Consider the following 22875-nt stretch of genomic DNA (forward strand, 5'->3'; position numbering starts at 1 on the left):
AACAGGGAGTTGGCCATGCCGCAGGAGACAGCCCCTCGAACCGAACGGGCGGCCACGCACCACAGGGTCGCGGAACTCGCCCGCAGGCGCCGGGAGGTGCTCCAGGGCGCCCCGAAGGCCACCGAGGCCCAGCATGCCAAGGGCAAGCTGACCGCGCGCGAGCGGATCGAACTGCTGCTGGACGAGGGGTCGTTCCAGGAGGTGGAGCCGCTGCGCCGGCACCGCGCCACCGGTTTCGGCCTGGAGGACCGCAGGCCGTACACCGACGGGGTGGTCACCGGCTGGGGCACGGTCGAGGGCCGTACCGTCTTCGTCTACGCCCACGACTTCCGCATCTTCGGCGGGGCGCTGGGCGAGGCCCACGCGAGCAAGATCCACAAGATCATGGACATGGCCATCGCGGCCGGTGCGCCGCTGGTCTCCCTCAACGACGGGGCCGGCGCCCGCATCCAGGAGGGCGTGGTGGCGCTGGCCGGCTACGGCGGCATCTTCCGCCGCAACACCAAGGCGTCCGGGGTGATCCCGCAGATCTCGGTGATGCTGGGGCCGTGCGCGGGCGGGGCGGCGTACTCGCCGGCGCTGACCGACTTCGTGTTCATGGTCCGCGAGACCTCGCAGATGTTCATCACCGGCCCCGACGTGGTCCAGGCGGTCACCGGCGCGCAGGTGAGCCAGAACGGGCTGGGCGGGGCGGATGTGCACGCCGCGACCTCCGGGGTGGCGCACTTCGCCTACGACGACGAGGCCACCTGCCTGGAGGAGGTCCGCTATCTGCTGTCCCTGCTGCCGTCCAACAACCGGGAGAACCCGCCGCGCACCGAGTGCGCCGACCCGGCCGACCGGCGCAGCGAGGTGCTGTACGACCTGGTGCCGGCCGACGGCAACCGCCCCTACGACATGCGGGCGGTGATCGAGGAGATCGTCGACGACGGCGAGATGCTGGAGGTCCACGAGCGCTGGGCCACCAACATCATCTGCGCGCTGGCCCGGCTGGACGGCCAGGTGGTGGGCGTGGTGGCCAACCAGCCCCAGCAGCTGGCCGGGGTGCTGGACATCCACGCCTCCGAGAAGGCCGCCCGTTTCGTGCAGATGTGCGACGCGTTCAACATCCCCATCGTCACCCTGCTGGACGTGCCCGGTTTCCTGCCGGGGGTGGACCAGGAGCACGGCGGGATCATCCGGCACGGCGCGAAGCTGCTGTACGCGTACTGCAACGCCACCGTGCCGCGGATCTCGCTGGTGCTGCGCAAGGCCTACGGGGGTGCGTACATCGTGATGGACTCCCAGTCCATCGGTGCGGACCTGACCTATGCCTGGCCGACCAACGAGATCGCGGTGATGGGCGCCGAGGGCGCGGCGGGTGTGATCTTCCGGCGGCAGATCGCCGCCGCCGACGATCCCGAGGCCACCCGGGCGGAGCTGGTCAAGGAGTACAAGGCCGAGTTGATGCACCCCTACTACGCGGCCGAGCGCGGCCTGGTCGACGACGTCATCGACCCCGCCGACACCCGCGGCGTCCTCATCGGCGCCCTGGCCATGCTCCGCACCAAGCACGCCGACCTGCCCGCCCGCAAGCACGGCAACCCGCCCCAGTGAGGAGACCCCGTGTCCGCGACAGCACTCGAAGGGCCGCTGGGGCCCGTCCTGTTCAAGGTGATCAGCGGCAGCCCGGCACCGGAGGAACTGGCCGCCGTCGCCGCCCTGCTCACCGCCCTGTCCGCGCCGCTCCCTTCCGGCCGGGCCGCCCGGCCCGTCGCGCCCGCGATGTGGCGACGCCCCTGCGTACCCCCGCCCGCCTCCTGGGCGGCCGGAAGGACGGAGGCGTGGACCGGCGGCGCGCCGTCCACGGCGTAGGGTCGCAAGGACTGCCTGCCGACCGGGCCGGGCGGGCCAGGCCGTGCGGGCGCCCCCGATAGCGGAGCGCTCCACGACGGTCTCCCGGCACCCGGGACGCGCCGGGGCCGGCAGGCGAGGGACGGCACCGGGAAAGGCCCCCGGAGAGCACGGTTTTGCGGCAGTCGGCCCCGAGAACCAGCGGGTCCGCGGAACGAGGAGACTCCTCATGGACTTCAAGGTCCTCGGCCCGGTGACGGCCGAGGTCGACGGCCGCGCGATCCCGCTCGACGGCTGCAAGCAGCGCACCGTTCTCGCGGCGCTGCTGCTCGCCCACTGCCGGAGCCTGACCGACGATCGGCTCGTCGCCCTTCTGTGGGGCTGGGAACGGGTGGCCGTCCGCACCAGCCGGCTGTACACGTACGTGTCGCGGCTGCGCACCCGCATCGGCTCAGGACTGAAGCTGGAGCGGATCGGCCGCGGGTACCGGATGGACATCGGCGACGCCGTGTTCGACTGGGACGTCTTCCGGCGGCTGGCCGAGGCCGGCCGCGCCGATCTCCTCGCCGGCCGGTACGCCGGTGCCGAACGCCGTCTGGCCGAGGCGCTCGCCCTGTGGCGCGGCCCCGCCCTGCGCGACGTCACCCCCTACCTGGCCGACGCCGAGGCCCCGGGCCTGGAGGAGGCCCGGGTCAGCGCCCAGGAGAACCATGCCGACGCCGCGCTCGCCCTGGGCCGGCACGCCGACATCGTGACCGCGCTGACCGGCCTGGCCGCGCAGCACCCGGTGCGCGAGCGGATCCGCGGCCAGTTGATGGTCGCCCTGTACCGCTGCGGTCGTCAGGCCGAAGCGCTGACGGTGTACGAGGAGGGGCGCCGCGTCCTGGCGGAGGAGCTCGGAATCGACCCCGGTCCCGCTCTGCGCGCCCTCCACCAGCAGATCCTCAGGGGCGTCCTCCCCCCTCCCCGGGCCCCCGAGCGCCACAGCGTCACCCTGTCGGCACCGGAGGTCCGCGCGCCGCACCACGGCGGCGGCCTCGGGGACGGGCTCGTCCCGGTGATGCTGCCCGCCGGAGCCGGGGACTTCACCGGGCGCACGGCCGAGACCGCGGACGTGCTCGCCGCCCTCCACGCCCACCAGGACGTCCTCGTCACCGGACCCCCCGGCACCGGGAAGTCCGCGTTCGCCGTGAGGGCCGCCTGCCGGAGCCGTGCCGAGTTCCCCCACGGTCTGCTCTACGCCGACCTGCGCTCCCCCGACGGCACCCCCCGCGATCCGGCGCAGGCCCTCGGCTGGTTCCTGCGTGCCCTGGGCGCCGTGGACGGCGAGCTGCCCACCACGCTCGACGAGCGCGCCCACCTCTACCGGACCCTGATGGCCGGACGGCGCGCGCTCGTCGTCCTGGACAACGCCGCCGACGACGCCCAGGTGCGCCCCCTGCTGCCGGGCGGCGACGGCAACCGCACCCTCGTCACCGGGATCCGCTCCACCCTGGCCTCGCTGGAGGGCACCAAGCTGGTGCGGCTCGGGCCCATGGACGCGGACGAGGCCCGTCGCCTGCTGGCCGCAGTCGTGGGAGAGGAACGGGTCGCGGCCGAACCCGAGGCGGCCGCCCGGGTGGTGCAGGCATGTGACGGGCTGCCCCTCGCCCTGCGCGTCGCCGGATCCCGTCTGGCGGCCTGTCAGCAGTGGCGGATCGCCAGGCTCGCCGACCGGCTGGCCCCCGAGGGGCGCAGGCTGGACGAACTCCGGTTCGGCAGCCTCGACGTGCGCGGTCGCCTGCGTGCGGCCCTGGACCCGCTGGACGAGGCCGCCAGGAGGGACTGCGGCGCCCTGGCGGCGATCGGGCCCGTTCCGCTGACGCCTCCGGACGCCGCAGAGCTGCTGGGCACCTCCTGCGACGAAACCGAGGAACTGCTGGAAAGCCTGGCCGGCGCGGGGATCCTGGAGACGCGGTGCGCCGACGGCGAGGTGTGGCTGCGATACCGCTTCACACCGCTGATGCGGCTCGCGGCCCGGGAAGAGGCGACGACGCGCGCCGGCGGTTCTGGCCACCCGCCCGCCCGGCTCTCCGCCGGCCGGCCGGTCGGCGCCCTCCCTCCGGGGAGCGGCTCAGGCGTCGGCGTGTCCTTCGTCCAGCCGGTGCGTCAGCTCGAACGCGCCGGGGTCCGGATCGTGTGCCTGCCCTCGGTCCACCAGGTGTTCGACGTAGGCCGCCAGTAGGATCGCGCTGTCGTGCACCGGCAGCTCCCGGTCCGTGGCGCCCCGAAGTTCGATCTCCGTCAGAACATCCAGAAGATGCTGGACGTGGAACGGGTCGTCCGTGTCGTCGTGCATCGTTCCTCCCTGTGCTTCCAAGCTCTTCCCGGCCCTCGCGCCACCACGTTCGCACGACCGTGCATACGGATTCCTGCGGCGGCCTGTACTCCCTCTGTACCGGCCCGCCCCCGGGCCCGGGGTGCGCCCCCGCCCGGAACCCTGCGGCGGGGCCGTGCGCCGGTTTCCACCACGAGACGGGGCAGGCCCGCCACGTGGGCGGGCCTGCCGGGGGAGGGTACTGCGGATGCCGGTCACGGCGGTTTCGGGGCGCCGGTCAGATCAGTCCGACCTGCATGGCGCGGGCTCCCGCCTGGAACCTGCTACGCGCGTCGAGTGCCACCATGGCCGACGCCACGTCGTTGCGCACGGTCCGGACGCTGCAGCCCAGCCGGCGGGCGATGGCGTCGTCGGTGAGGCCTTCGGCCAGGAGGCGGAGGACGATCTCCGTACGGGGGCGGCGGGTGGTGGGGGTGCCGGGATTGCGTCCCAGTTGCCGTACCGCCGCACCGCGCTCCCAGAGCCGCTCCGCCAGGGCGCACAGGGGCTCCAGCTCCGTGGCGGACCGCACCACGCGGGGGCCCTCGGACTCGTCGATCACCACGGCCACCGCACCGTCCATGATCATTGCCCGCAGCGGCACCGTGCCGACCGTGCGCGGCGGAACATCCTGCTGGGCCAGCCACCGCGCGTACGCCATGACGGGAGGTGCCTGGAAGACGCAGGACGACCACACGGCCCGCAGGCGCACACCGCGCCGCAGCGCCATGTCCACGATGGGGCGGGAGAACTCGAAACCGCCCTCGGTGTGGTCGGGGACGAGGAACACCACGTCGCGCTCGGCCTTGGCGACCATTCGCTCGATCATGGTGGACGTGTCGTTGCGGTCCCCGCTCCCGTCGGCGGACTCCCTGACACGCTCGGCCGCACGCTCGTGCAGGGCGATGAACCGGTCGATCTCGACCGGGCGGGGCTGCGGCGAGCGGCCCTCGCGCATCGACCGGGCCAGCAGCGTCGGCAGGGCTATGCACGGCTCGACCGCGCGAAACGCCGTATGATCGTCCTCGGAGACACTGGCCAGGCCCTCGGCCCGCAGGATCTCCATCGCTTGCGCGACCTCGTCTGTCGGCCACCCCAGGGCCTGCGCCAGTTCCTGCGTTCGCCAGCTCGTCCGCAGGAGCAGCTTCCGATAGAGAAGCTCCGAACGCCCGTCCAGACCAATTCCGGATTCCGCCACGCCAACCTCTCGGAAGGTTTCTTCCCAGGGCAGGTTTTGCCCGCTGACGAGGTCAACTTAGGCACGTGCGAGCCGGCTCGGAACGTTCGAACATCGGTTTCGTCAGCTTGGTGCCACGGCGGCGCGGGTTTCACGCATCCCGCGGACGGACGGAGGGCACAACCGGTCACCGGTCTCGTGGCCGGCCGCCGCGCAGGGCAGCATGACGCCCCGGCAGGCGTGGAGCCGGCCGGGGCGCACGGGGTCACATCACTCGGAACGAACGCTTCGAAATCGGTGCGCAGACGCACACCAGGGCGAGGCACGCCGCAACGGTGGTGAGCAGTTCCGCGAGGGTGATCTGGCCGGCGACCATGCTGCGCGTGGCGTCGTTGGCGTAGGAGATGGGATTCGCCTGGGCGATCACCCGCAGCCAGGTGGGCATCGACTCCGGCGGGACGAAGGCGTTGGAGGCGAACAGCAGCGGGAAGGTCATCAGCGTGGTGATCATGCGCAGGACGTCGCCGTTGCGCAGCACCGCGGCCATCATGATGAAGATCCAGCTCATGGACCAGCCCACGAGCAGGCTCATGAGGACCGTGCCCACCACGCCCAGGAACCCGCCGGGAGGCGCGAACCCGAAGAACAGAGCGGCCAGGACGGCGACGGCGATCAACTGGTAGAGCGCCCGGGCACCGTCGGCGAAGCTCCTGGCCAGCAGCACGCTGAACCTGTTGATCGGCAGGGTGTGGAAGCGGGTGATGACGTCGTTGCGCAGGTCGTTGATGAGACCGTTGCCCGCCTGGGCGCCAGCGGCGACCGCGGTGATGATCATGATGGCGGGAGCCAGGTTGTCGATGTAGGCCATGTCGGTCGGCATCCCGGGCGCGTCGCCCAGCACCTTCAGCACGCCGGCGAACATCAGCAGCATGACCAGCGGCTCGACGAACGTGACGATGAGCACGCCGGCTTGCAGGTAGGGCCGTATCGAGCGGCCGGTGAGGGCGGCGGTCTGGGAGAACAGGCCACTGCTGCCCCATTGCTCGGACGGGTGCCCCTCCCGGTCCGACGCTGTCCGCTGCCGGCCGGGTTCGGCCTCGGCCTCGATGACCGTCATCGGTGTGCTCCTTCTTCGGTGGGAATGGTCGGGACGGTCACGCGGGCACCGACGTCCCGGTGGGTTCGTGGGTCAGCCTCAGGTAGACGTCGTCCAGGGTCGGCTCGGAGAAGCCGAGTTCGGTGATCTCGGTGTGCGCCTCGTTCAGCGTGCGCACGATGGCCGCGAGGTCGGCGGAGGCGGCGACCGGGACGCTGATGGTGGACCCGGACTCCTGGGGGGTCGCCTGGATACCGGTGGCTCCCAGCGCCTTCACCGCGGTGGGCACCTCGGACTGCGCCGACAGCGTCACGGTCACCATGCGCTGGCCGACGTCGGCCTTGAGCTCGTCGGGCGTGCCGCCCGCGACCACCCTGCCCTTGGACAGCAGGGTGATCCGGTCGCAGAGCTGGTCGGCCTCTTCGAGGTACTGCGTGGTCAGCAGCACCGCGACGCCGTCCTTGGCCAGCCGCTTGACGATCTCCCACACGCCGATCCGGGAGTTCGGGTCCAGGCCGGTGGTCGGCTCGTCGAGGAAGATGACCTGCGGCGAGCCGACGAGGCTCGCCGCGATGTCCAACCGCCTGCGCATGCCGCCCGAGTACTGGGAGACCGGCCGCTTGGCGGCCTGGGACAGCTCGAACAGCTCCAGCAGTTCGTCCGCGCGGGCGTGGGCCTGGCGCTTGCTCGCACCGAGCAGGCGTGCGATCAGGGTCAGGTTGTCCCGCCCGGAGAGCTGCTCGTCCACCGAGGCGAACTGCCCGGTCAGACCGATGCAGCGGCGGACCTTCTGCGCCTCGGCGGTCACGTCGAGGCCGCAGATCCGGGCGGTGCCGCCGGTCGGTTCCAGCAACGTGGAGAGGATGTTGACCAAGGTGGTCTTGCCGGCGCCGTTGTGGCCCAGCAGACCGTGGATCGAACCTTCGGGAACCGAGACGTTCACGCCGTCCAGTGCGGCGACGTCCCCGAACGTCTTCGTTACGTTGATTGCCTCAATCATGGGCTTGGCCACGTGCTCGGCCTCCGTTGCTCTCTCCGGCGGCCTGGTGGCAGGCCACGGTTCGGACATGTGATCGAGAATTGCCGCCACCGCTGCATCGTGATGCTAGAGCGGCACGGGCACGGAGGCGGAAGTGTCTGCAGGTTGCTGAAATGCGGCAGATGGTACGAGTTCGGCGTCCCAGCGGTCAGGGGCCGGCCGGTTCGGTGATCCGGGCCGTGCGCGGACGTGCCATCCGCAGGTAGTCGTCGGTGGCCAGGGCCATCGACACATCGAGCCGGGCGGCGTTGAAGTACAGGACGTCGCCGCGCAGCAGGTCCTCCTCGACGATCAGTTCGAGGTCGGGGTGGAAGGAGAAGGGGATGATCGAGCCGCTGACCGAGCCGGCGAGCCGCTCGGCGGTCTCGCGGTCGGCGAAGCCGGCCCTGCGCCCGCCGGTGCACTCCGCGACCCGGCGCAGATCCAGGCGCCGGTCGCCGGGGATGACTGCCAGCACGTACCGGCAGGTCCGTTTGTCCGGCCGCACCACCACGACCAGACACTTGGCGCTCTGCGCCAACGCGTGCCCGCGCAGGGCGCTGGCCGCCTCGGTGCGGCCCTCCGGGGGGTGCTCGATCAGCCGGTAGGAGGCCCCGTGGCGGTCGGCCAGCGCCATGAGCCGTAGGTAGGCGGTCCGGTCGTGGGGCGAAACGCCGCCCCGCCCGTCGGCGCCGGCCCCGGTGGCCGGGACGGAGTCGACGGGGGCGGGGCGGCGTTCGGTTGTCGTCATCTTTGCTTCCCGGCGGGTCAGACGGTCATACCGCCGTCGATCTGGAATACCGAGCCGGTGATGTAGGCGGCGCGCTCGCTCGCCAGGTAGGCGACGAGGTCCGCCACCTCCTCGGCTCGCCCGAAGCGGCGCAGCGGAACCTGCTTGGCCGCTTCCTTCTTGACCTTCTCGGAGAGCTCGGCGGTCATGTCGGTCTCGATGTAGCCCGGCGCCACGACGTTGGCCCGGATGTTGTACCGGCCGACCTCCTTGGCGAGGGCCTTGGAGAAACCGATGATGCCCGCCTTGGAGGCGGAGTAGTTGGACTGGGTCGCGTTCCCGTAGACGCCGGCGATGGAGGAGATGTTGACGATGACGCCGGACTTGCGCTTCATCATCTCGAATATCACCGCGCGGCAGACGTGGTAGACGCCGTCGAGGTTGGTGTCCAGGACACCGTGCCAGTCCTCGTCGGACATGAGGACCAGCGGATTGTCGCGGGTGATGCCCGCCGAGCTGACCGCCACGTCGATCGGCCCCAGCTCGGACTCCGTACGGGCGACCCACTCCTTGACCGACGCGGCGTCGGTCACGTCGGCCCGGACGGCGAGCGCCCGGTGGCCGAACTCACCGGCCTCCTTCTCCAGTTCCAGCGCGGCCTGCTCGTTGGACTGGTAGCAGAAACCGACGTCGTACCCCTCGGCCGCGAGCCGTAGGACCACGGCCCGGCCGATTCCCCGCGATCCGCCGCTCACCAGGGCGACCGGCGCTGTGCTGTCCGTCATGACACTCTCCTTAACTGACTGTGCTGGTCAGCCGGCCGCCGGTCCGGCGTGTGCGGGGTTGAGCCGTTCGCCCGGGCGGAAGGCCATGGTGATCCGGCCGATGGTCAGGACCGGTTCGCCGTCGACCCGGCTGTCGCCCTCGAAGATCATCGTGTCGTTCACGGCGCGCTCCAGCCGGGCGTGCTGTTCGACGGTGTCCCCGGGGAAGACTTGCCGGTGGAACTCGATGCCGCTCATGGAGCCGAACAGCATGACCTGGCCGTCGGCCGCCTCGCCCGCCAGGCGCTTGGCCAGGATGCCCGCCGTCTGCGTCCACGACTCGATCAGCAGGAAGTCCGGGTAGGCGAGGTCGCCCCGCGTCGCCTGCGGACCGAGCCGGGCGTACCACGGCTCGTTCAGCGTGACGGCCTTGACCGCCCGTATTCCCTCGTTCCCCATCTCGACCACGCGGTCGACCAGCAGCATCGGGTACCGGTGCGGCAGCGCGGCGCGGACGCCCTCACAGGTGATCACGCCGTCGCCTCCCGCCGGTAGCGGAGGCGGACCGAGGCGGCCTGGCCGCGCCCGGTGGCCACCCGGGCGCTGCAGCGCCATCCCTCGCCGCGCGGTGACCAGCTCAGCTCGATCGCCAGCTCGTCACCGGGGTAGACCGCGGCCAGGAACCGGCTGGATTCCACGGCCGCCAGCCGCAGCTCGCCGGACTCGGGCGGCTTCGCGGCCTCCGCGGCGCGGCGCACACACTCCATCACGCAGACGCCGGGAAAGATCGGGAAGTCCGGGTAGTGCCCGGCGAAAACGGGCTCGCTCTCGTCGATCGCCACCGAGAACCCGGCCGACCACCCTCCGGAGCCCTCGTCACGGGCGGGTTCGCGCACCGGCCGGGGGACGGCCAGGACCGGGCTGGTCACGAACGCTCCTGCAGCTTCTGCCGCACCAGGTCGTAGGCGCTGTCCAGGGTCCGCACCGAACGCATCTCCGTCTCGGTGAACTTGACCCCGTACTTCCGCTCCAACACGACGACGACTTCGAGGGCCATCAACGAGTCGACCCCCAGTGTCTCCACGAAGTCGGCTCCGTCCCGGACCTCGGCCACGTCGGCGTCGATGGTCTCGGCCAGCAGTTCCCGCAGCTCTTCCCGGTCGAGCCTGGTGACCGCGTCGATTGACATGCTCTTCCCTTTCGTAGGACCGGTGAGCAGCCGTCAGCTCACCGGCAGGCGCAGCGCGGCGCAGGCGACGACGCCGTTGTCGTCCACCGAGGAGACGAGGGCGACGCCGCCTCCGGGAGCCGCCGACTGTTCGGCGACGCTCAGCAGGGACCCGATCTGGAAGGCCGCGGAGGCGGCCGCGGTGTCCCCGATGGGGGCCATGGACGGCGCCCGGTCCAGCACCTCCGCGCCGAAGCGCTCGGCCAGCACCTCGCGCTCCTGCTCGCCGGCGGAACCCGCCGGGCCGGAGACCGAGACCGCCCACACGTCCCCGGAATCCACCCCGCCGCGCCGCAGCACTCCCTCGACGCACGCGGCGAGCGCCTCGCGCAGATCGTCGCCGAAGTACACCCGCGACTCCACGGCGAGTACCTCGGCCAGGGCGCGACCGTCCGATCCCGTCGGGTCGGCGGACTCCAGCATGAACATGGCACACCCCTCACCGAGGAGGGCGCCGGTGGATTCCCCGCCGCGCCGGTGGTGGTCCAGCCACGCCCGCGCGTTCGAGAACTCCTCGGCGGCGCCGTACAGCACGGTCCTGGCGCGGCCGGAATTCAGCAGTCCGCCGGCGTAGCTCAGCGCGGACAGTCCGGCGACGCGGCCGCCGGCGATCGTGGTGTTCGGCCCCTTGAGACTGTGCCAGATGGCGCACTGGCCGGCGGCGCAGTTCATCACCGCGTTGGGCATCAGCGACGGGTCCACGTAGAACGGACGCTCACCCACCAGCGAAGCGCGGGTGAAGTCCATCATGCTCTGCGCGCTGCCGGTGGTCGTGCCCAGGACCAGGGCGGTCTCCTCATCGGAGGCCGTGCGCCGGTCCCCGGAGTCGCGCAGCAGGTCGCGGACCGCGGTGACGGCCAAGCCGGTCACCCGGTCCATCGACCGGGTGCCCTTCTTGCCCAGGACCTCGCGGAGCGCGAATCCGGGCACCACACAGGCGTGGTCGTCCGGACCCGCCCACTCCTCGGAGTCCAGTGCGGACGAGGCGTCCTTCCCGGCCAGCACGCCGGCCACGAACTCGTCCTTGCCGATACCGAACGGCGACACCGCGGACCACGCGGTGATCACCGGCCGGGTCGCGGTCGCCGGCGCGCTCGCCGAAAGGGTCATGGTCACATTCCGTTCTGCTCGATGTCCTCGGAGTCCGGCGGTGCTCTCAGCGCAGGGCCGGTTCGGCCGCCGCCGGCGTGGGCCGGCGCAGCACCAGCGTGGCGACGCCGTCGTCGGTGTCGGTGCCCGCCACCAGCCACACCGGGCCGTCGGCCCCCGCGTCGAGGGCCCCGATCGCCGCCGCGCACTGCACGACGCCGAGCGCCCCGGACAGCTCGCCCCACGTCGCGGTGAGGTCGCGGCCGGGCCGCCCGGCCGGCAGGGCCGGGGCAGCGGCGGCGGGCGCGAACCAGGCGGCCGGCGGCTCGGGCTCGGTCTCGGCGAGCTCCGCGATGTTGCCCGCCACGTCCGGTCCCCGGGTGTGCGCACCGATCACGGCCCGGACGGTGGCGCCGCGGGCCTCGGCGACCTCGGCGCGTTCCAGCACCAGCGCCGCGCCGCCGTCGACGACCGGGCCGCCGACGAGGCCGCGCACGATCTCGTTGTCCGGCTCCACGCCGACCACGACCACGTGGTCGGCACGGTCCGAACGCAGCAGGGCGGCGCCCCAGCGCACCGCGTCGAGCCCGGAGGCGGGCCCGTTGCACAGCGTCAGGTTCGGGCCCTTCAGCCCGAATCTGATGGCGATCTCGGAGGCGATGATGTTGCTGGAGGCGTTGGGGGTGTCCATCGGGCTCACGCCGTGGGTGCCCTCTTCGGCGATCGTCCTGGTCACACGGCAGACGGTGTCCACGTTGCCGAGGTTGGAGCTGACCAGCACCGCCGTCCGGGAGCCGTCGACGGTCGGTTCGCCGTCGCGGAGCAGTCCGGCGTCGGTCAGCACGCGCTGTGCGGCGCACAGCCCGAGCTGGGTGGCGCGGTCCTTGTAGCGCAGGCCCTTCTTGCCCAGGACGGCCGCCGGCTCGACGGCGCCCTCCGGATTCTGGGCCGTCGCCAGGGCGGCCGCGGAGTCGGCTCCCGGCATGGCGACGCCGACGCCGGTCACGGTAATCATCATGCTCCCTCGACAATCGCCACGGCGTTGATCCCGCCGAACCCGAACCCGTGCACCTGTGCCAGCGAAACCTCGTGCTTGGCCTCCTGCCCGCGGACCAGGCGGATGCCGGCGGCCTCCTCGATCGGGTCGTCCAGATTGACCAGCGGCGGCACCTTGCCGGTGGCCATCGTCTGAAGGGTGACCACGAGGCTCAGCAGACCGGCCGAGCCGCTGGTGTGGCCGGTCATCGGCTTGATGCCGGTCACCACCGGACTGCCCGCGGCGTCGCCGAAGACCTCGCCGTAGGCCGTGATCTCGACCAGGTCGTTGAGCGGTGTCCCGGTGCCGTGCAGCATCACCATGTCGATGTCGCCCGGCCGGGTGCCCGCGTGCCGGTGGGCCTGCCGCATCGCCTCGGCGACCTGCTCCCGGTCCGGCGCGGTGGGGTGTTTCGCGTCGCAGGTCATCCCGACCCCGCGCAGCCTGCCCCACAGCCGGCCGCCCGGCCACCGGAGGTCCTCGCGGCGCAGGACCACGGCGGCGGCCCCGTCGCCGAGGATGGTGCCCTTGCGGTTGACGTCCAGGGTGCGCAGCGCGGTCGGCGGGTCCGGCTGGACCCGGTCGGCCAGGCCGTGCATGCTCTCGGTGATCGCGTCGACGCCCGCGACGACGACGGTGTCCGCCTCGCCCAGCGCCAGCATGTCCGCGCCGAGCGCGAGCGTGTACAGCGACGCGGAGCACGCGTTGGAGATGGTGAGGGTGTCGGCCGTGCCGAACCGCTCCCGCAGCGCGGTGCCGAAGTGCAGTCGGTCGACGCCGAACGGCGCGCCGTCGCGCCACCAGAGCTCGGCCGACCGGAGCTCGCGCAATCCGGTGCCCACGAGCACCGGGATGCCGGACAGGTCGTCGCCGAGTCCGGCGTCCGCGGCGGCCTGGCCGACGGCGTCCAGCAGGAACCCGGTGGCCCGCAGCGTGCGGTCGGCGCCCGGCTCCGGCCGGTCGTCGATCTCGAACAGCTGCCTGCCGTTGTACAGCTCGTGGTCGAATCCGCGCATCGGGCCGAGACCGCCGCGACCCGCGCAGAGGCTGCCGAAGACCTCGTCGACGTCCCGGCCGATGCTCGCCACGGCACCGATGCCGGTGATGGGAAGTCTCACCGTGCACCGTCCAGGTACTTGCCGAGGACCACGATCGCGTTGTTGCCGCCGAAGGCGAGGCCGTTGTTCTGCACGACGCGCAGGTCGGCCTCGACGGACTGGTTGGGCACGCAGTCGATCTCGCACTCGGGGTCGGTCTCGCGGTGGTTGATGGTCGGCGGTATGAAGCCGTGGTGGATCGACAGGGCGCAGGCTATGGCGGCCAGGGCGCTCGCGGCTCCCATGGTGTGGCCGAGCATCGACTTGAGCGAGACGGTGCGCGGCGGGGCGTCGCCGAACACGTCGTGGATCGCCCGCGACTCGGTCACGTCGTTGGCCTTGGTGCCGGTGCCGTGCGCGGAGATGAGGTCGACCTCCTCCGCCTTGACGCCGGCGTTCTCCAGGGCGATCTCCATGCACCGGGCGACGCTGTCCTGGTTCGGCGCGACCTGGTGGTAGGCGTCGCAGTTCATGCCGTAGCCGAGCACCTCGGCGTAGACGCGGGCACCGCGCGCCCGCGCGGAGGCGAGGCTCTCCAGCATCAGCACGCCGGCGCCCTCGCCGGTGAGGATGCCCTTGCGGTCGACGTCGAAGGGGCGGCACACGTCCGGGGCGATCGTGCCGAGCCGGTAGAAGCCGGTGAAGGTCTTGCGGCACATCGCGTCCGCGCCGCCGCAGAGCGCGTAGTCGACTTCGCCGGAGCGGATCGCGTCGAAGCCCTGGCCGATCGCGTAGTTGCCGGCCGAGCAGGCGGTGGCGATGGTCACCGCCTCGACGTTGGACAGGCCCAACTCCTGCGCGGCGGCGATGGACAGCCGGTTGGGGGAGACGCGTCGGGCCACGGTCGGGTCCATGGCGGCCGGGCCGGAGGCGACCTCGGTCCCCACCAGGTGGTCGAGGTCGTAGGACTCCCCGTCGGTGGTGCCGATGGAGATCATGCCGCGCTGGGCGCGCAGGACCTCCAGGTCGGCGCCGGCGGCCTCGACGGCCATCCGGGCCGCCGCGACGGAGAACTGCGTGGCGCGGCCCAGGGTCTCGACCGGCAGGTTGTGGATCCAGCGTTCCGGCTCGGCCCCGGCGATCTCGCAGCCGTTGGCGTGCGCGAATCCCTCGGTGTCGAACAGCGTGATCGGCTTGGCGCCGCTGCGGCCGGCCCGCAGCCCCTCGGCGAACTCATCGGCGCCCACACCGATGCTGGAGAACACGCCGAACCCGGTCAGCACGACCCGGGACGCCGCGTCGTCACGCGCCGCGTCAGAAACGTTCACAGACATCAATCTCCCTCGGTACGGCCTGGTCGCCTTGGATGAGGACGGGAACGGAGCACCGACAGGCGGTGCCGGGGGGGCCGCCGGACCCCGGAGGCCCGGCGGCGTGCCGCCGGTCCTCCGGTCACTCGGTTCCAGCCGCGCCTACTTGGCGTTGATGGCCTCCTCGACCACGGCGTAGACGCCGTCGAGGTTGACCATCCGCTCCAGCTCGGACTGGTCGATCGTCACCTTGAACTCCTTCTCCAGGCCCGCGAGGATCTCGATGGCCCGCAGCGAGTCCGCGCCGTGGTCCTCCTTGAAGAGGCTGCTGCCGGTCACCTCGTCCTCTTCCAGCTCCAGGACGTCGCAGACGATCTCCTTGATGCGTGCCTGGCGGTCGGCGTCGATGCTCGTGGTCATCTCAATCTCTCTCTGTTCGTTCGATGGTTCGTTCGGTCGTTCACGGCGACCCGCGCGGCCGTGACCGGCGGGCCGCACGTCCTCACCCGGACATGCCGGCGAAGTCTCCGCGTCGGGGCCGGAGCGGTCCGGGCGATCGCCGGATGCTGCCCCGGCAGATCTCCCTCGGGTCCCAGCCGTCCGGTCGGTCGGGCAGCAGGTCCGGATCGCCGTACACGGCCCCCTGGCGGGCGGCGGCGAGCAGGGGCTCACCGAGGATGTCGGCGGCGCACGAGATCCCGCCGAGCATGACGCCCGCGATGCCGTTGCCCGCCTGCGTGCTGGCGCCGACGACGTGCAGCCCGTTGATGCTGGTCGCCGTGCCGGGGCGGGCGGTTCCGCCCCACTCGGCCATGCCGAAGGGGGTGCCGCCGGAGGAGAGCGTGTACCGCTCGTGGGTGAGCGGGGTCGCCGCCTCCAGATGCGTGATGTGCTCGCGCAGCGGCCCGACGGCCTTCTCGGCCGCGCGCAGTGTGGCGTCGATCAGGTTCTTCTTGCGCTGCAGGTAGATGGGGTTGCGGCGGTAGGCGGCGCCGCCGGCCGGCCCCTCGTCGACGCCCCACCAGGCGTAGTCCGGCGGGCAGAGCGTCATCACCTGGAGGTTGGCGTGGCCCGGCGGGCACAGGGCGCGGTTGTGCGGGTCCTTGAGCGAGGCGAAGGAGCAGAACAGGAACGGCACCTCGCCGGTCTCCCCCGCGCTCGCCCGGGCGAAGTAGTCGTCGATGTCGTCGGTGTCGTACCACCACAGGTTGGCGTTGGGCCTGTCCCGCAGGTCTATGTCGAGACCGAGGTAGAGCACCAGCCACGGCATGCCCATCCGCGCGTTCAGGGTGCGGTTCACGACCGACTTCGGGAAGTGCTCCGCGCCGACCAGTTCGAGCACCGTGCGCGGGTAGTCCGCGTTGGACACCACCAGGTCCGCCGTGATCACCTCGCCGCCGTCCAGGCCGACGCCGACGACCCTGCGGTCCTCCACCAGGACGCGGCGCACCCTGCTGCGGGTGCGGACCTGCCCGCCGTGCGCCTCGATCACCTCGACCAGGCCCGCCGCGAGCACCTGCCCACCGCCGGCCGGGTAGTAGGCCCCGCGCAGGTAGTGGTCGGTGACGCTGGTGTGCCGCGCCACCGTGGCCTGACGCGGGGTCAGGCCGTAGTTCGGGGCCTGCGCCGCCAGGACGGTGCGGGCCCGCGACGACAGGCCGCAGTGGTTGAACAGGTCGTCCAGCGTCCGCCTGCCCCACTGCCGGATGGTGGCGGTGTTCGCCGCGATGTCCGGCGCGGACCAGGCGTGGGCCTCGAACAGCGCCGCGCGCTGCTCCTCGCCGAGGGACGAGCAGACGTCGACGAATGTGTTCAGCCCGTCCGCCTCGTCCGGCATGGCCTCCGTGAGGCGTCGCCGGTACTCCTGCCATCCGGCGGGCATGTCGACCGACACCCCCGGCACCCTGATCAGGTCGAACCCGTCCTGGTCCATCTCCAGGAAGTCGACCCGGTCGCGGAGCCCGACCCCGGACAGGATGGACGGGATGACACCGCCGGGCGCGCAGTCGCCCAGGTAGTGGACGCCGACGTCGAACTCGTAGCTGCGGCGTCGCCGGAACACGTGGCTGTTGCCGCCCACGATCGAGAACTGCTCCAGCACCAGGACGCGCTTGCCCGCGGCGGCCAGGTAGGCGCCGGCGGTCAGGCCGCCGAGGCCGGCGCCGACCACGATGGCGTCCCAGTCGGGGCCCGGCGCGGTGCCGTGCGCGTTGCTGTTCACAGTCGTCTCCTCGTCGCTTGCCGCAGTGATGCTTGCCATGGCTGCCGGAGCGGTGGCCGCGGTGCGTGCCGCGGCCACCACCCCGGCCTCAGCCGCAGCCGCCGGCGTGGCCCTGGTCGCCGCCGGCCGGCAGCAGGTCGGCGTGGGTCGCCGGGTCCGGCGCGTCGACGGCCGGCGCGTCGGACCGCTCGGTACCGAGGACGGCCCGGACGAAGGGGGCGACCCGGTCCACCCCCCAGTACTTGTCCCTGCCGTTGATGAAGAACGGCACGCCGAACAGGCCGTCGTGGGCGGACTCGGCAAGCAGGGCGGCGCCCCGCTTGCGCAGCTGGGGATCGCTGGCGGCCGTGGACAGCCGCTCGGCGTCGAGGCCGAGCTCCTCCGCGATGGCGGCGATCACCTCGGGCTCGGAGATGTTCTTGCCCTCCTGCCAGCGGGCGCGGTACGCGGCGGCGACGAACTCCTTGCCGCGGCCCTCGTCCTCGGCGGCGATCCACGCCAGGTGGGCCACCTCCCAGCACGGATTGCGGTCGATGGGCCAGGTGATGTCGGCCAGCCCGCGCTCGGTGGCGAGCCTGCGGGTGTCCTGCAGGATGTAGAAGTTCTTCGCCCGGCTCATGGCGACGATCGGGAGGGTGACGCCCTCGTCGGCCAGCAGCCGTGCGGTCTCCTCGTCCGGCTCCCAGAACGGCAGCCAGTCGATGGAGTCGAGCACCTCGGGGTGGGTGCTCATCAGGTCGCGGTAGGCGAACCAGGAATACGGGCTGCGCAGGGAGAAGTACCAGCGCGGCCGACGGCGGGAAGCCATGGGGATCCTCCGGGCGTGTCGTCGTGGGTCACTCGCCGCGCAGCGCGCGCAGGACCTCGTCGTCGAAGACGGCCATCTGCCACTCCGACTCCGGGGTCTCCTTGTGGCAGTAACCGTGGGTGATCGAGCCGGTGGCGGTCTTGACGAGCTTGCCGTCCCGCACGACGTAGAAGTCCAGGCGCGAGGTGTAGAGCATGTCCTTGAAGACGGACTCCACGGTGTAGACCGTGTAGAGGTTCTCCTCCATGATCGCCTCGTCGGTGAACTGCAGCTTGCACTGCGTCACGACGGGGATCCAGCCGCGCTCGTCGAGCATCCGCTTGATGCTGATGCCGCGGGAGGCGACGAAGAGGTGCTTGGCCTCCTCCATCTGGCGCAGGTAGCCCGACATCTGCATGCGCTCGGTGAAGTGGCAGTAGTAGTAGGGAATCTTCCACTTCCAGCCGACGGCGTTGTCGTCGCCGATGATCTCGGCGAGCACCGGGTCGGTGTCGGTGTCCTCGCCGCGGTGGAAGGCGCCGGCGAAGTCGTCGACAGGGGTGGCGGCCAGCTCGGTGGGCTCCGCGGTGGCGAGCCGGTCGACCACGAAGCGCTCGAGTTCCGCGGGCAGCGGGGCCGGGTCGTCGATGTTGGTGTCGCGACGCAGCAGCACCCGCAGCTTGGAGGTGACGGCCTTCTTGGGCGCGCCGTCGCGCTGCACGGTCGCGCTCACCGCGAAGACCATCTCGGTGTCGGTCTCCCGGATCTTCGGGACCACCTCCAGCAGCACGTCGTCGTCGAGGGTGAGGACCGTGTGCAGCCGGGTGTCGACGCCGACCACGTCGAAGTTGACGCCGTGCACCAGGTACAGCTCGGTGGCGCCGAGACCGACGGCCCGGAAGTGGTCGAGCACCGCGGCTTCGAGCAGGTAGTTGTCACACTTGAAACCGATCGCGGTGTTGATGTTGCCGCCCTCGTAGGACGGGCGCATGGTCACCGAACTCGGTTCGTTCAGCAGCTTCTTGATCTCGACATCGGTCAGGGTGGCCATCGGTGTGCTCCCGTACTCAGTTGACCGCCGCCGGGGGGTGCCCGGCCGGCAGGGTGGTGAGGAATTGCCGGACGGTGAGCGAGAACCGCTCCGGACGTTCGGCCATCGGTGTGTGCCCGCAGTCATCGATCCGGTCGATCGAGGCGTTGCCGAGCCGGGCGGCGAGGATCTCGCCCTCGGCGGGCGGCGCGATCGGGTCGCGGTCGCCGACGATGACGTGAACGGGCAGGCCGACCAGTTCGACGGGCAGGAAGGGGGTACGCAGGTAGGCGTGCAGGTAACGGACCACCCAGTGGGGACCGAGCTGCGCGCACGCGTGCTCGGCCATCTCGGTCCGCAGGTCCCGGTCCAGGGGCTTGCGGGCCATCAGCCGGATGCCGTCCTCCGCGCCCAGACGCAGCCGGTCGAGGAATCCGGGCAGTTCGGCCCAGGAGAAATCCTCCGGCCGCTGCCGGAAGAACGGCGAGACCAGCACGGCGCCCCGGATGCCGAGTTCCTCGCGCGGATCCGCGCCGCCGGCCGCGGCCTCGGCGAGCAGGGCCAGCAGCAGGACCGTCGCGTAGGAGTGCGCGACCACCACGTCCACGCCGCCGGGGACCCGCGCGATCGCCTCGGTGATCCAGGCGCTCTCGTCCCGTTCGGGTATGGCGAACGGACCGCCCGCCCGCCAGGGCAGGCCGGCGGTCCACAGGTCGAGGTCGGGAGGTCGGTGTGCGGCGAATGCGTCCCAGCAGCTCTCGCTGCTGCCGAGGCCGTGCAGCAGCAAGGCGCGGTGTCCCGCTTCGGCGGGAGCGCCTCGCTGTCGGAGCACGAGCGGCTCGACATCGCCTTTCTGGAGCACCGGATATCCCTTTCCGAAGGAATTCGGACAATGGAGAGTGACGCCGGTCAGAATTCCGTCCGGCAAACCGCCGCCGACGCTAGCAACATCTTCCGCGCCGGCAAACGCCTCATCAAGGATTTTGCAGTGACATGCAAACCGCCGTGCGCCGCACGCAGGCCGGCGTTACCGCATTGGCTGTGAAACCGGCTCCGTGTGGCACCTGAACGACGAAATGATGCGTTGCGCACTCGATCATCCCGGAAATGCGGCGTGCCGAAAGAGGTCTTTCAGCAAGCTGCGACTACAGATTTTTCCAAGCGGCGACGACGTCGTCCGCGCCGGACGGCGCGTCCAGCGACCGCCGGGCCGCCACCAGGGCCTTCGGCCAGTTCACGGTCAGCGCGGCGCCCAGGCGTGCGCCGCGCCGGTAGGCCACGGCGAAACGGCGCAGCGGGCCCGCGCCGCGCACCACGGTGACGTCGTCGCCCGGGTCGGGGCGGCCCAGCAGGGTGATCTTGCCGCCGTACTGGTCGGACCAGACGAAGAACGCGTGCCGGTAGGCCACCGGCGCCGGCCCGACGATGCCGCGCACGACGGCGTCGGCCTGCTCCACGGCGTTGGTCCAGTGCTCGACCCGCAGGTGGCGTCGGAGCAGCGGGTCGTGGCAGCGGGCCACGTCGCCGATCGCGTACACCGTGTGGTCGGCGTCGACCGCGCAGTGCTCGTCGCACAGGACGCCGCCGTCGTCGTCCAGCGCAACGCCGGAGCCTGCGAGCCAGTCCGTGTTCGGCCTGACCCCGATGCCCACCACGACGGCGTCCGCGTCCAGCGTGCGCCCGTCGGTGAGCGCCACCCCGGTGACCACCGGATCGCCGACGAGTCCGGCGACGGAGACGCCGCACAGCAACCGCACGCCGTTGTCCTCGTGCAGCAGGGCGAGTTCGGCCGCCACCTCCTCGCCGAGCAGTCCGGACAGCGGTGCGGGCAACGCCTCCACCACGGTCGTCCCGATACCGCGGGAGCGGGCCGTGGAGGCCACCTCGGCTCCGATGAAGCCACCGCCGACGACGACCAGGCGGCCTGAGCCGATCCGGTCGAGATCGGCCCGCAGCGCCTGGCAGTCCGCGAGCGTGCGCAGCAGGTGCACGCCCCGGCGCGGCATGCCGGGCAGCGTGCGCGGTGACGCGCCACAGGCCAGGACCAGCCGGTCGTACTCCAACTCGTCGCCGGTGTCCAGCCGCAGTACGCGGCGTGCCGGGTCCAGCGCCGCGGCGGCCGCGGTGTGCCGCTCCGCACGCCACTGTCCGGCGCTGCCCAGCGAGGCGCGGTCGGGCGCCCAGTCGCCGGCGAGGATCTGCTTGGACAGGGGAGGCCGGTCGTAGGGCGCGTCCGGGTCCGGGTCGACCAGCGCGATCGAACCGGTGTAGCCGGCCTGCCGCAGCCCCGACGCGACGCGGCTGCCGCCGACCGAGGCGCCGACGATCACCACACGGCGCACGCTCACGGCATCGCTCCGTCGGCGACGAGCGCGTCCTCCGGGGCGGTCTCGGCCAGGGCGCGCGGGGTGCGCAGCTCCAGCACGTCGCGCAGGCCGAAGGCCCAGCCGGCCCTGCGGGCCTTGGTTGCCAGACGGGCGGCCCGCAGGCTGTCACCGCCCCGGGTGAAGAAGTCGTCGTCGAGGTGGACCGCGGGCACGCCGAGGACCTCGGCGAACAGGGCGCACATCAGCGCCTCGGCCGCGGTTTCCGGCGCGGCGCCCGTGGGGGCGCCCTGGGCCGGCGGCTCGGGGAGCGCGTCCTTGTCGAGCTTCCCGTTCGAGGTCAGCGGGAGTTCGTCGACCACGACGACCGCCGAGGGGACCATGTAGGAGGGCAGCACCCGGCGCAGGGCCTCCCGCAGCGAGGCGGGATCGGGGGCGGCCCCTTCCACGGGCACCACGTAACCCGCCAGGTACCGGTCGCCGGAACGGTCCTCGCGCGCGATCACGGCCGCCTGCCGCACCCCGGGCTGGGCGGCGACCACCGAGGTGACCTCGCCGAGCTCGATCCGGTAGCCGCGGATCTTCACCTGGTCGTCGGTGCGGCCCAGGTACTCGAAGATCCCGTCGGGCCGCACCCGCACCGTGTCGCCGGTGCGGTACATGCGCCCGCCGCCGAAGGGGTCGGCCACGAACCGTTCCGAGGTGAGGCCGGGACGGCCCAGGTAGCCGCGCGCGACCTGGCCGCCCGCGATGTACAGCTCGCCGACGACGCCGGCCCCGACCGGCCGCAGCCGCTCGTCCAGCACGTACAGGTCGGTGCCCGGCGTCGGGAGCCCGATGGGGGTGGCGCCGGGCTCTATCCCGTCGTGCGGCCCGATGCGGAACGTGCAGCACCCGACGGTCGCCTCGGTCGGACCGTACTCGTTGATCACCGCCGCGCCGGGGTGCGTGCGCCGCCACCGGTCGACGACGTCGCCGATCAGCATCTCGCCGCCGACCACCAGCTCGCCGGTCGGGGACAGCGTGCTCGGCAGCGCGGTCAGCAGCGGCAGGTGCGACGGGGTCGCCTTGACGAAGCCCGGCCGGTCGTGCGCCGCCCAGTCGTCCTCCGGCTCCCGGTCCAACGACGCGACACGGACGCAACCGCCCAGGAGCAGCGGCCCGTACAGCGCGGTGACCGTGAGGTCGAACGCCACGGGGGAGTGCAGCAGCGCGCCGTCCGCGAGGCTCGGGTACTCGGCGCAGGCGAACTCCAGGTAGCGCACGAGGGTGTCGTGCTGCACCGCGACGCCCTTGGGCCGGCCGGTGGAGCCGGAGGTGTAGATGACGTAGGCCAGGTTCTGCGCGGTGAGCGGCGCCACCCGGTCGACGTCGGTCGGGTCGTGGTCGGGGACGCCGGCCGCCTCGGCGGCGGCGACGGCCTCGGCGACGGCCGTGGTCCGCACACCGCCGGCGCCGGCGCCGGGCTCGGCGTCCTGGACCAGCATCAGCTCCAGCCCGGTGTCCTCGACGATGAACGCGGCCCGTTCCGCCGGGCAGTCGCTGTCGATCGGGACGTACGCCGCGCCGGCCTTGAGGATGCCGAGCAGCGCCACCACCAGATCGGCCGACCTCGCGAGCCGGACCCCGATCAGTCGCTCCGGGCCGAAGCCGCGGGCGATCAGGTGGTGCGCCAGCAGGTTCGCCCGGCGGTTCAGCTCGGCGTAGTCCAGCTCCCGCCCGCCGCAGCGGACGGCGGTGGCGTGCGGCGTGCGTGCCACCTGTCGCCGGAAGAGGTCGGGGAGGGGCGTTTGAGCCATCGTGTCTTCCTATTCCTTCGGAAACGGGAGTGCCGCGGGC

The 22875-nt window shown here is 72.1% G+C and carries 23 protein-coding genes and 1 pseudogene; 4 read left to right on the forward strand and 20 right to left on the reverse strand.

Annotated features, from left to right (window positions below; genetic code table 11):
* The first annotated feature begins 15 nt into the window (after positions 1-15).
* The 3 genes from QPK52_RS25665 to QPK52_RS25675 all read left to right on the forward strand — a co-directional run bounded on the left by QPK52_RS25665 (position 16) and on the right by QPK52_RS25675 (position 4057).
* Positions 16-1596 carry an acyl-CoA carboxylase subunit beta gene (locus tag QPK52_RS25665; RefSeq protein ID WP_410539861.1) on the forward strand — a complete coding sequence of 527 codons (1581 nt, stop codon included), beginning with the start codon at positions 16-18 and terminating at the stop codon, positions 1594-1596.
* A 9-nt stretch (positions 1597-1605) separates the two neighbouring features.
* On the forward strand, positions 1606-1854 hold the full coding sequence (locus QPK52_RS25670; RefSeq protein WP_410539862.1) for an acyl-CoA carboxylase epsilon subunit: 249 nt from the start codon (positions 1606-1608) through the stop codon (positions 1852-1854).
* Positions 1855-2062: 208 nt separating this feature from the next.
* Positions 2063-4057 (forward strand): BTAD domain-containing putative transcriptional regulator, encoded by a 1995-nt coding sequence (locus QPK52_RS25675; protein WP_410539864.1) that lies wholly within the window; start codon positions 2063-2065, stop codon positions 4055-4057.
* Here the strand turns inward: QPK52_RS25675 and QPK52_RS25680 are convergent.
* From QPK52_RS25680 to QPK52_RS25765, 18 genes and pseudogenes are all read right to left on the reverse strand, one after another.
* Positions 4013-4171 (reverse strand): annotated as a pseudogene (locus QPK52_RS25680) (DUF6269 family protein); the annotation flags it as partial. The gene QPK52_RS25675 and the pseudogene QPK52_RS25680 overlap by 45 nt on opposite strands.
* Positions 4172-4427: 256 nt before the next feature.
* A complete protein-coding gene (locus QPK52_RS25685; RefSeq protein WP_410539866.1) occupies positions 4428-5255 on the reverse strand; it encodes a helix-turn-helix domain-containing protein in 828 nt (275 codons plus the stop codon).
* Between the two features lie 376 nt (positions 5256-5631).
* Positions 5632-6483, reverse strand: a complete 852-nt coding sequence (locus tag QPK52_RS25690; protein WP_410539867.1) for an ABC transporter permease — start codon at positions 6481-6483, stop codon at positions 5632-5634.
* 37 nt (positions 6484-6520) lie between these two features.
* Entirely contained in the window at positions 6521-7462 is a 942-nt protein-coding gene (locus QPK52_RS25695) for an ATP-binding cassette domain-containing protein (protein ID WP_410539868.1), read from the reverse strand.
* Between the two features lie 187 nt (positions 7463-7649).
* Positions 7650-8117: a YbaK/EbsC family protein gene (locus QPK52_RS25700; protein WP_410540481.1), complete on the reverse strand. Its 468-nt coding sequence runs from the start codon at positions 8115-8117 to the stop codon at positions 7650-7652.
* A gap of 131 nt (positions 8118-8248) precedes the next feature.
* On the reverse strand, positions 8249-8995 hold the full coding sequence (fabG, locus tag QPK52_RS25705) for a 3-oxoacyl-[acyl-carrier-protein] reductase (protein ID WP_410539870.1): 747 nt from the start codon (positions 8993-8995) through the stop codon (positions 8249-8251).
* A gap of 27 nt (positions 8996-9022) precedes the next feature.
* A complete protein-coding gene (locus QPK52_RS25710) occupies positions 9023-9508 on the reverse strand; it encodes a 3-hydroxyacyl-ACP dehydratase FabZ family protein (protein ID WP_410539871.1) in 486 nt (161 codons plus the stop codon).
* Positions 9505-9903, reverse strand: a complete 399-nt coding sequence (locus QPK52_RS25715) for a 3-hydroxyacyl-ACP dehydratase FabZ family protein (protein ID WP_410539872.1) — start codon at positions 9901-9903, stop codon at positions 9505-9507. The genes QPK52_RS25710 and QPK52_RS25715 overlap by 4 nt, the downstream gene beginning before the upstream one ends.
* Positions 9900-10163, reverse strand: coding sequence for an acyl carrier protein (locus QPK52_RS25720; RefSeq protein ID WP_093663355.1), 264 nt, complete (start codon positions 10161-10163; stop codon positions 9900-9902). Before QPK52_RS25720 ends, QPK52_RS25715 begins: the two co-directional genes overlap by 4 nt.
* A 33-nt stretch (positions 10164-10196) precedes the next feature.
* Entirely contained in the window at positions 10197-11312 is a 1116-nt protein-coding gene (locus QPK52_RS25725; protein WP_410539873.1) for a beta-ketoacyl synthase N-terminal-like domain-containing protein, read from the reverse strand.
* 46 nt (positions 11313-11358) lie between these two features.
* Entirely contained in the window at positions 11359-12309 is a 951-nt protein-coding gene (locus QPK52_RS25730; RefSeq protein WP_410539875.1) for a beta-ketoacyl synthase N-terminal-like domain-containing protein, read from the reverse strand.
* The gene (locus QPK52_RS25735) at positions 12306-13445 is read right to left on the reverse strand and encodes a beta-ketoacyl-[acyl-carrier-protein] synthase family protein (RefSeq protein WP_410539876.1); all 1140 of its coding nucleotides are present in this window, start codon (positions 13443-13445) and stop codon (positions 12306-12308) included. The genes QPK52_RS25730 and QPK52_RS25735 overlap by 4 nt, the downstream gene beginning before the upstream one ends.
* Positions 13442-14698 carry a beta-ketoacyl-[acyl-carrier-protein] synthase family protein gene (locus QPK52_RS25740; RefSeq protein ID WP_410539877.1) on the reverse strand — a complete coding sequence of 419 codons (1257 nt, stop codon included), beginning with the start codon at positions 14696-14698 and terminating at the stop codon, positions 13442-13444. Before QPK52_RS25740 ends, QPK52_RS25735 begins: the two co-directional genes overlap by 4 nt.
* Before the next feature lie 138 nt (positions 14699-14836).
* Positions 14837-15094 carry an acyl carrier protein gene (locus QPK52_RS25745; RefSeq protein ID WP_155074276.1) on the reverse strand — a complete coding sequence of 86 codons (258 nt, stop codon included), beginning with the start codon at positions 15092-15094 and terminating at the stop codon, positions 14837-14839.
* An 82-nt stretch (positions 15095-15176) separates the two neighbouring features.
* Entirely contained in the window at positions 15177-16895 is a 1719-nt protein-coding gene (locus QPK52_RS25750; RefSeq protein ID WP_410539878.1) for a phytoene desaturase family protein, read from the reverse strand.
* 88 nt (positions 16896-16983) lie between these two features.
* A complete protein-coding gene (locus tag QPK52_RS25755) occupies positions 16984-17703 on the reverse strand; it encodes a 2-hydroxychromene-2-carboxylate isomerase (protein ID WP_410539880.1) in 720 nt (239 codons plus the stop codon).
* A gap of 28 nt (positions 17704-17731) precedes the next feature.
* A complete protein-coding gene (locus QPK52_RS25760) occupies positions 17732-18733 on the reverse strand; it encodes a hypothetical protein (protein WP_410539881.1) in 1002 nt (333 codons plus the stop codon).
* A gap of 16 nt (positions 18734-18749) precedes the next feature.
* Complete coding sequence (locus QPK52_RS25765) at positions 18750-19499, reverse strand: alpha/beta fold hydrolase (RefSeq protein ID WP_410539883.1); 750 nt, start codon at positions 19497-19499, stop codon at positions 18750-18752.
* Here QPK52_RS25765 and QPK52_RS25770 point away from each other — a divergent pair.
* Positions 19488-19757, forward strand: coding sequence for a hypothetical protein (locus QPK52_RS25770; RefSeq protein ID WP_410539884.1), 270 nt, complete (start codon positions 19488-19490; stop codon positions 19755-19757). The two genes, QPK52_RS25765 and QPK52_RS25770, sit on opposite strands and share 12 nt — an antisense overlap.
* 100 nt (positions 19758-19857) lie before the next feature.
* Here QPK52_RS25770 and QPK52_RS25775 read toward each other — a convergent pair whose 3' ends face one another.
* Together QPK52_RS25775 and QPK52_RS25780 are read right to left on the reverse strand one after the other, a co-directional pair.
* Positions 19858-21060: an NAD(P)/FAD-dependent oxidoreductase gene (locus QPK52_RS25775; RefSeq protein WP_410539885.1), complete on the reverse strand. Its 1203-nt coding sequence runs from the start codon at positions 21058-21060 to the stop codon at positions 19858-19860.
* Complete coding sequence (locus tag QPK52_RS25780) at positions 21057-22835, reverse strand: non-ribosomal peptide synthetase (RefSeq protein WP_410539886.1); 1779 nt, start codon at positions 22833-22835, stop codon at positions 21057-21059. The genes QPK52_RS25775 and QPK52_RS25780 overlap by 4 nt, the downstream gene beginning before the upstream one ends.
* Positions 22836-22875 lie beyond the last annotated feature (40 nt).

The organism is Streptomyces sp. KL2 (assembly GCF_046529545.1).
GTDB lineage: Bacteria > Actinomycetota > Actinomycetes > Streptomycetales > Streptomycetaceae > Streptomyces > Streptomyces radiopugnans.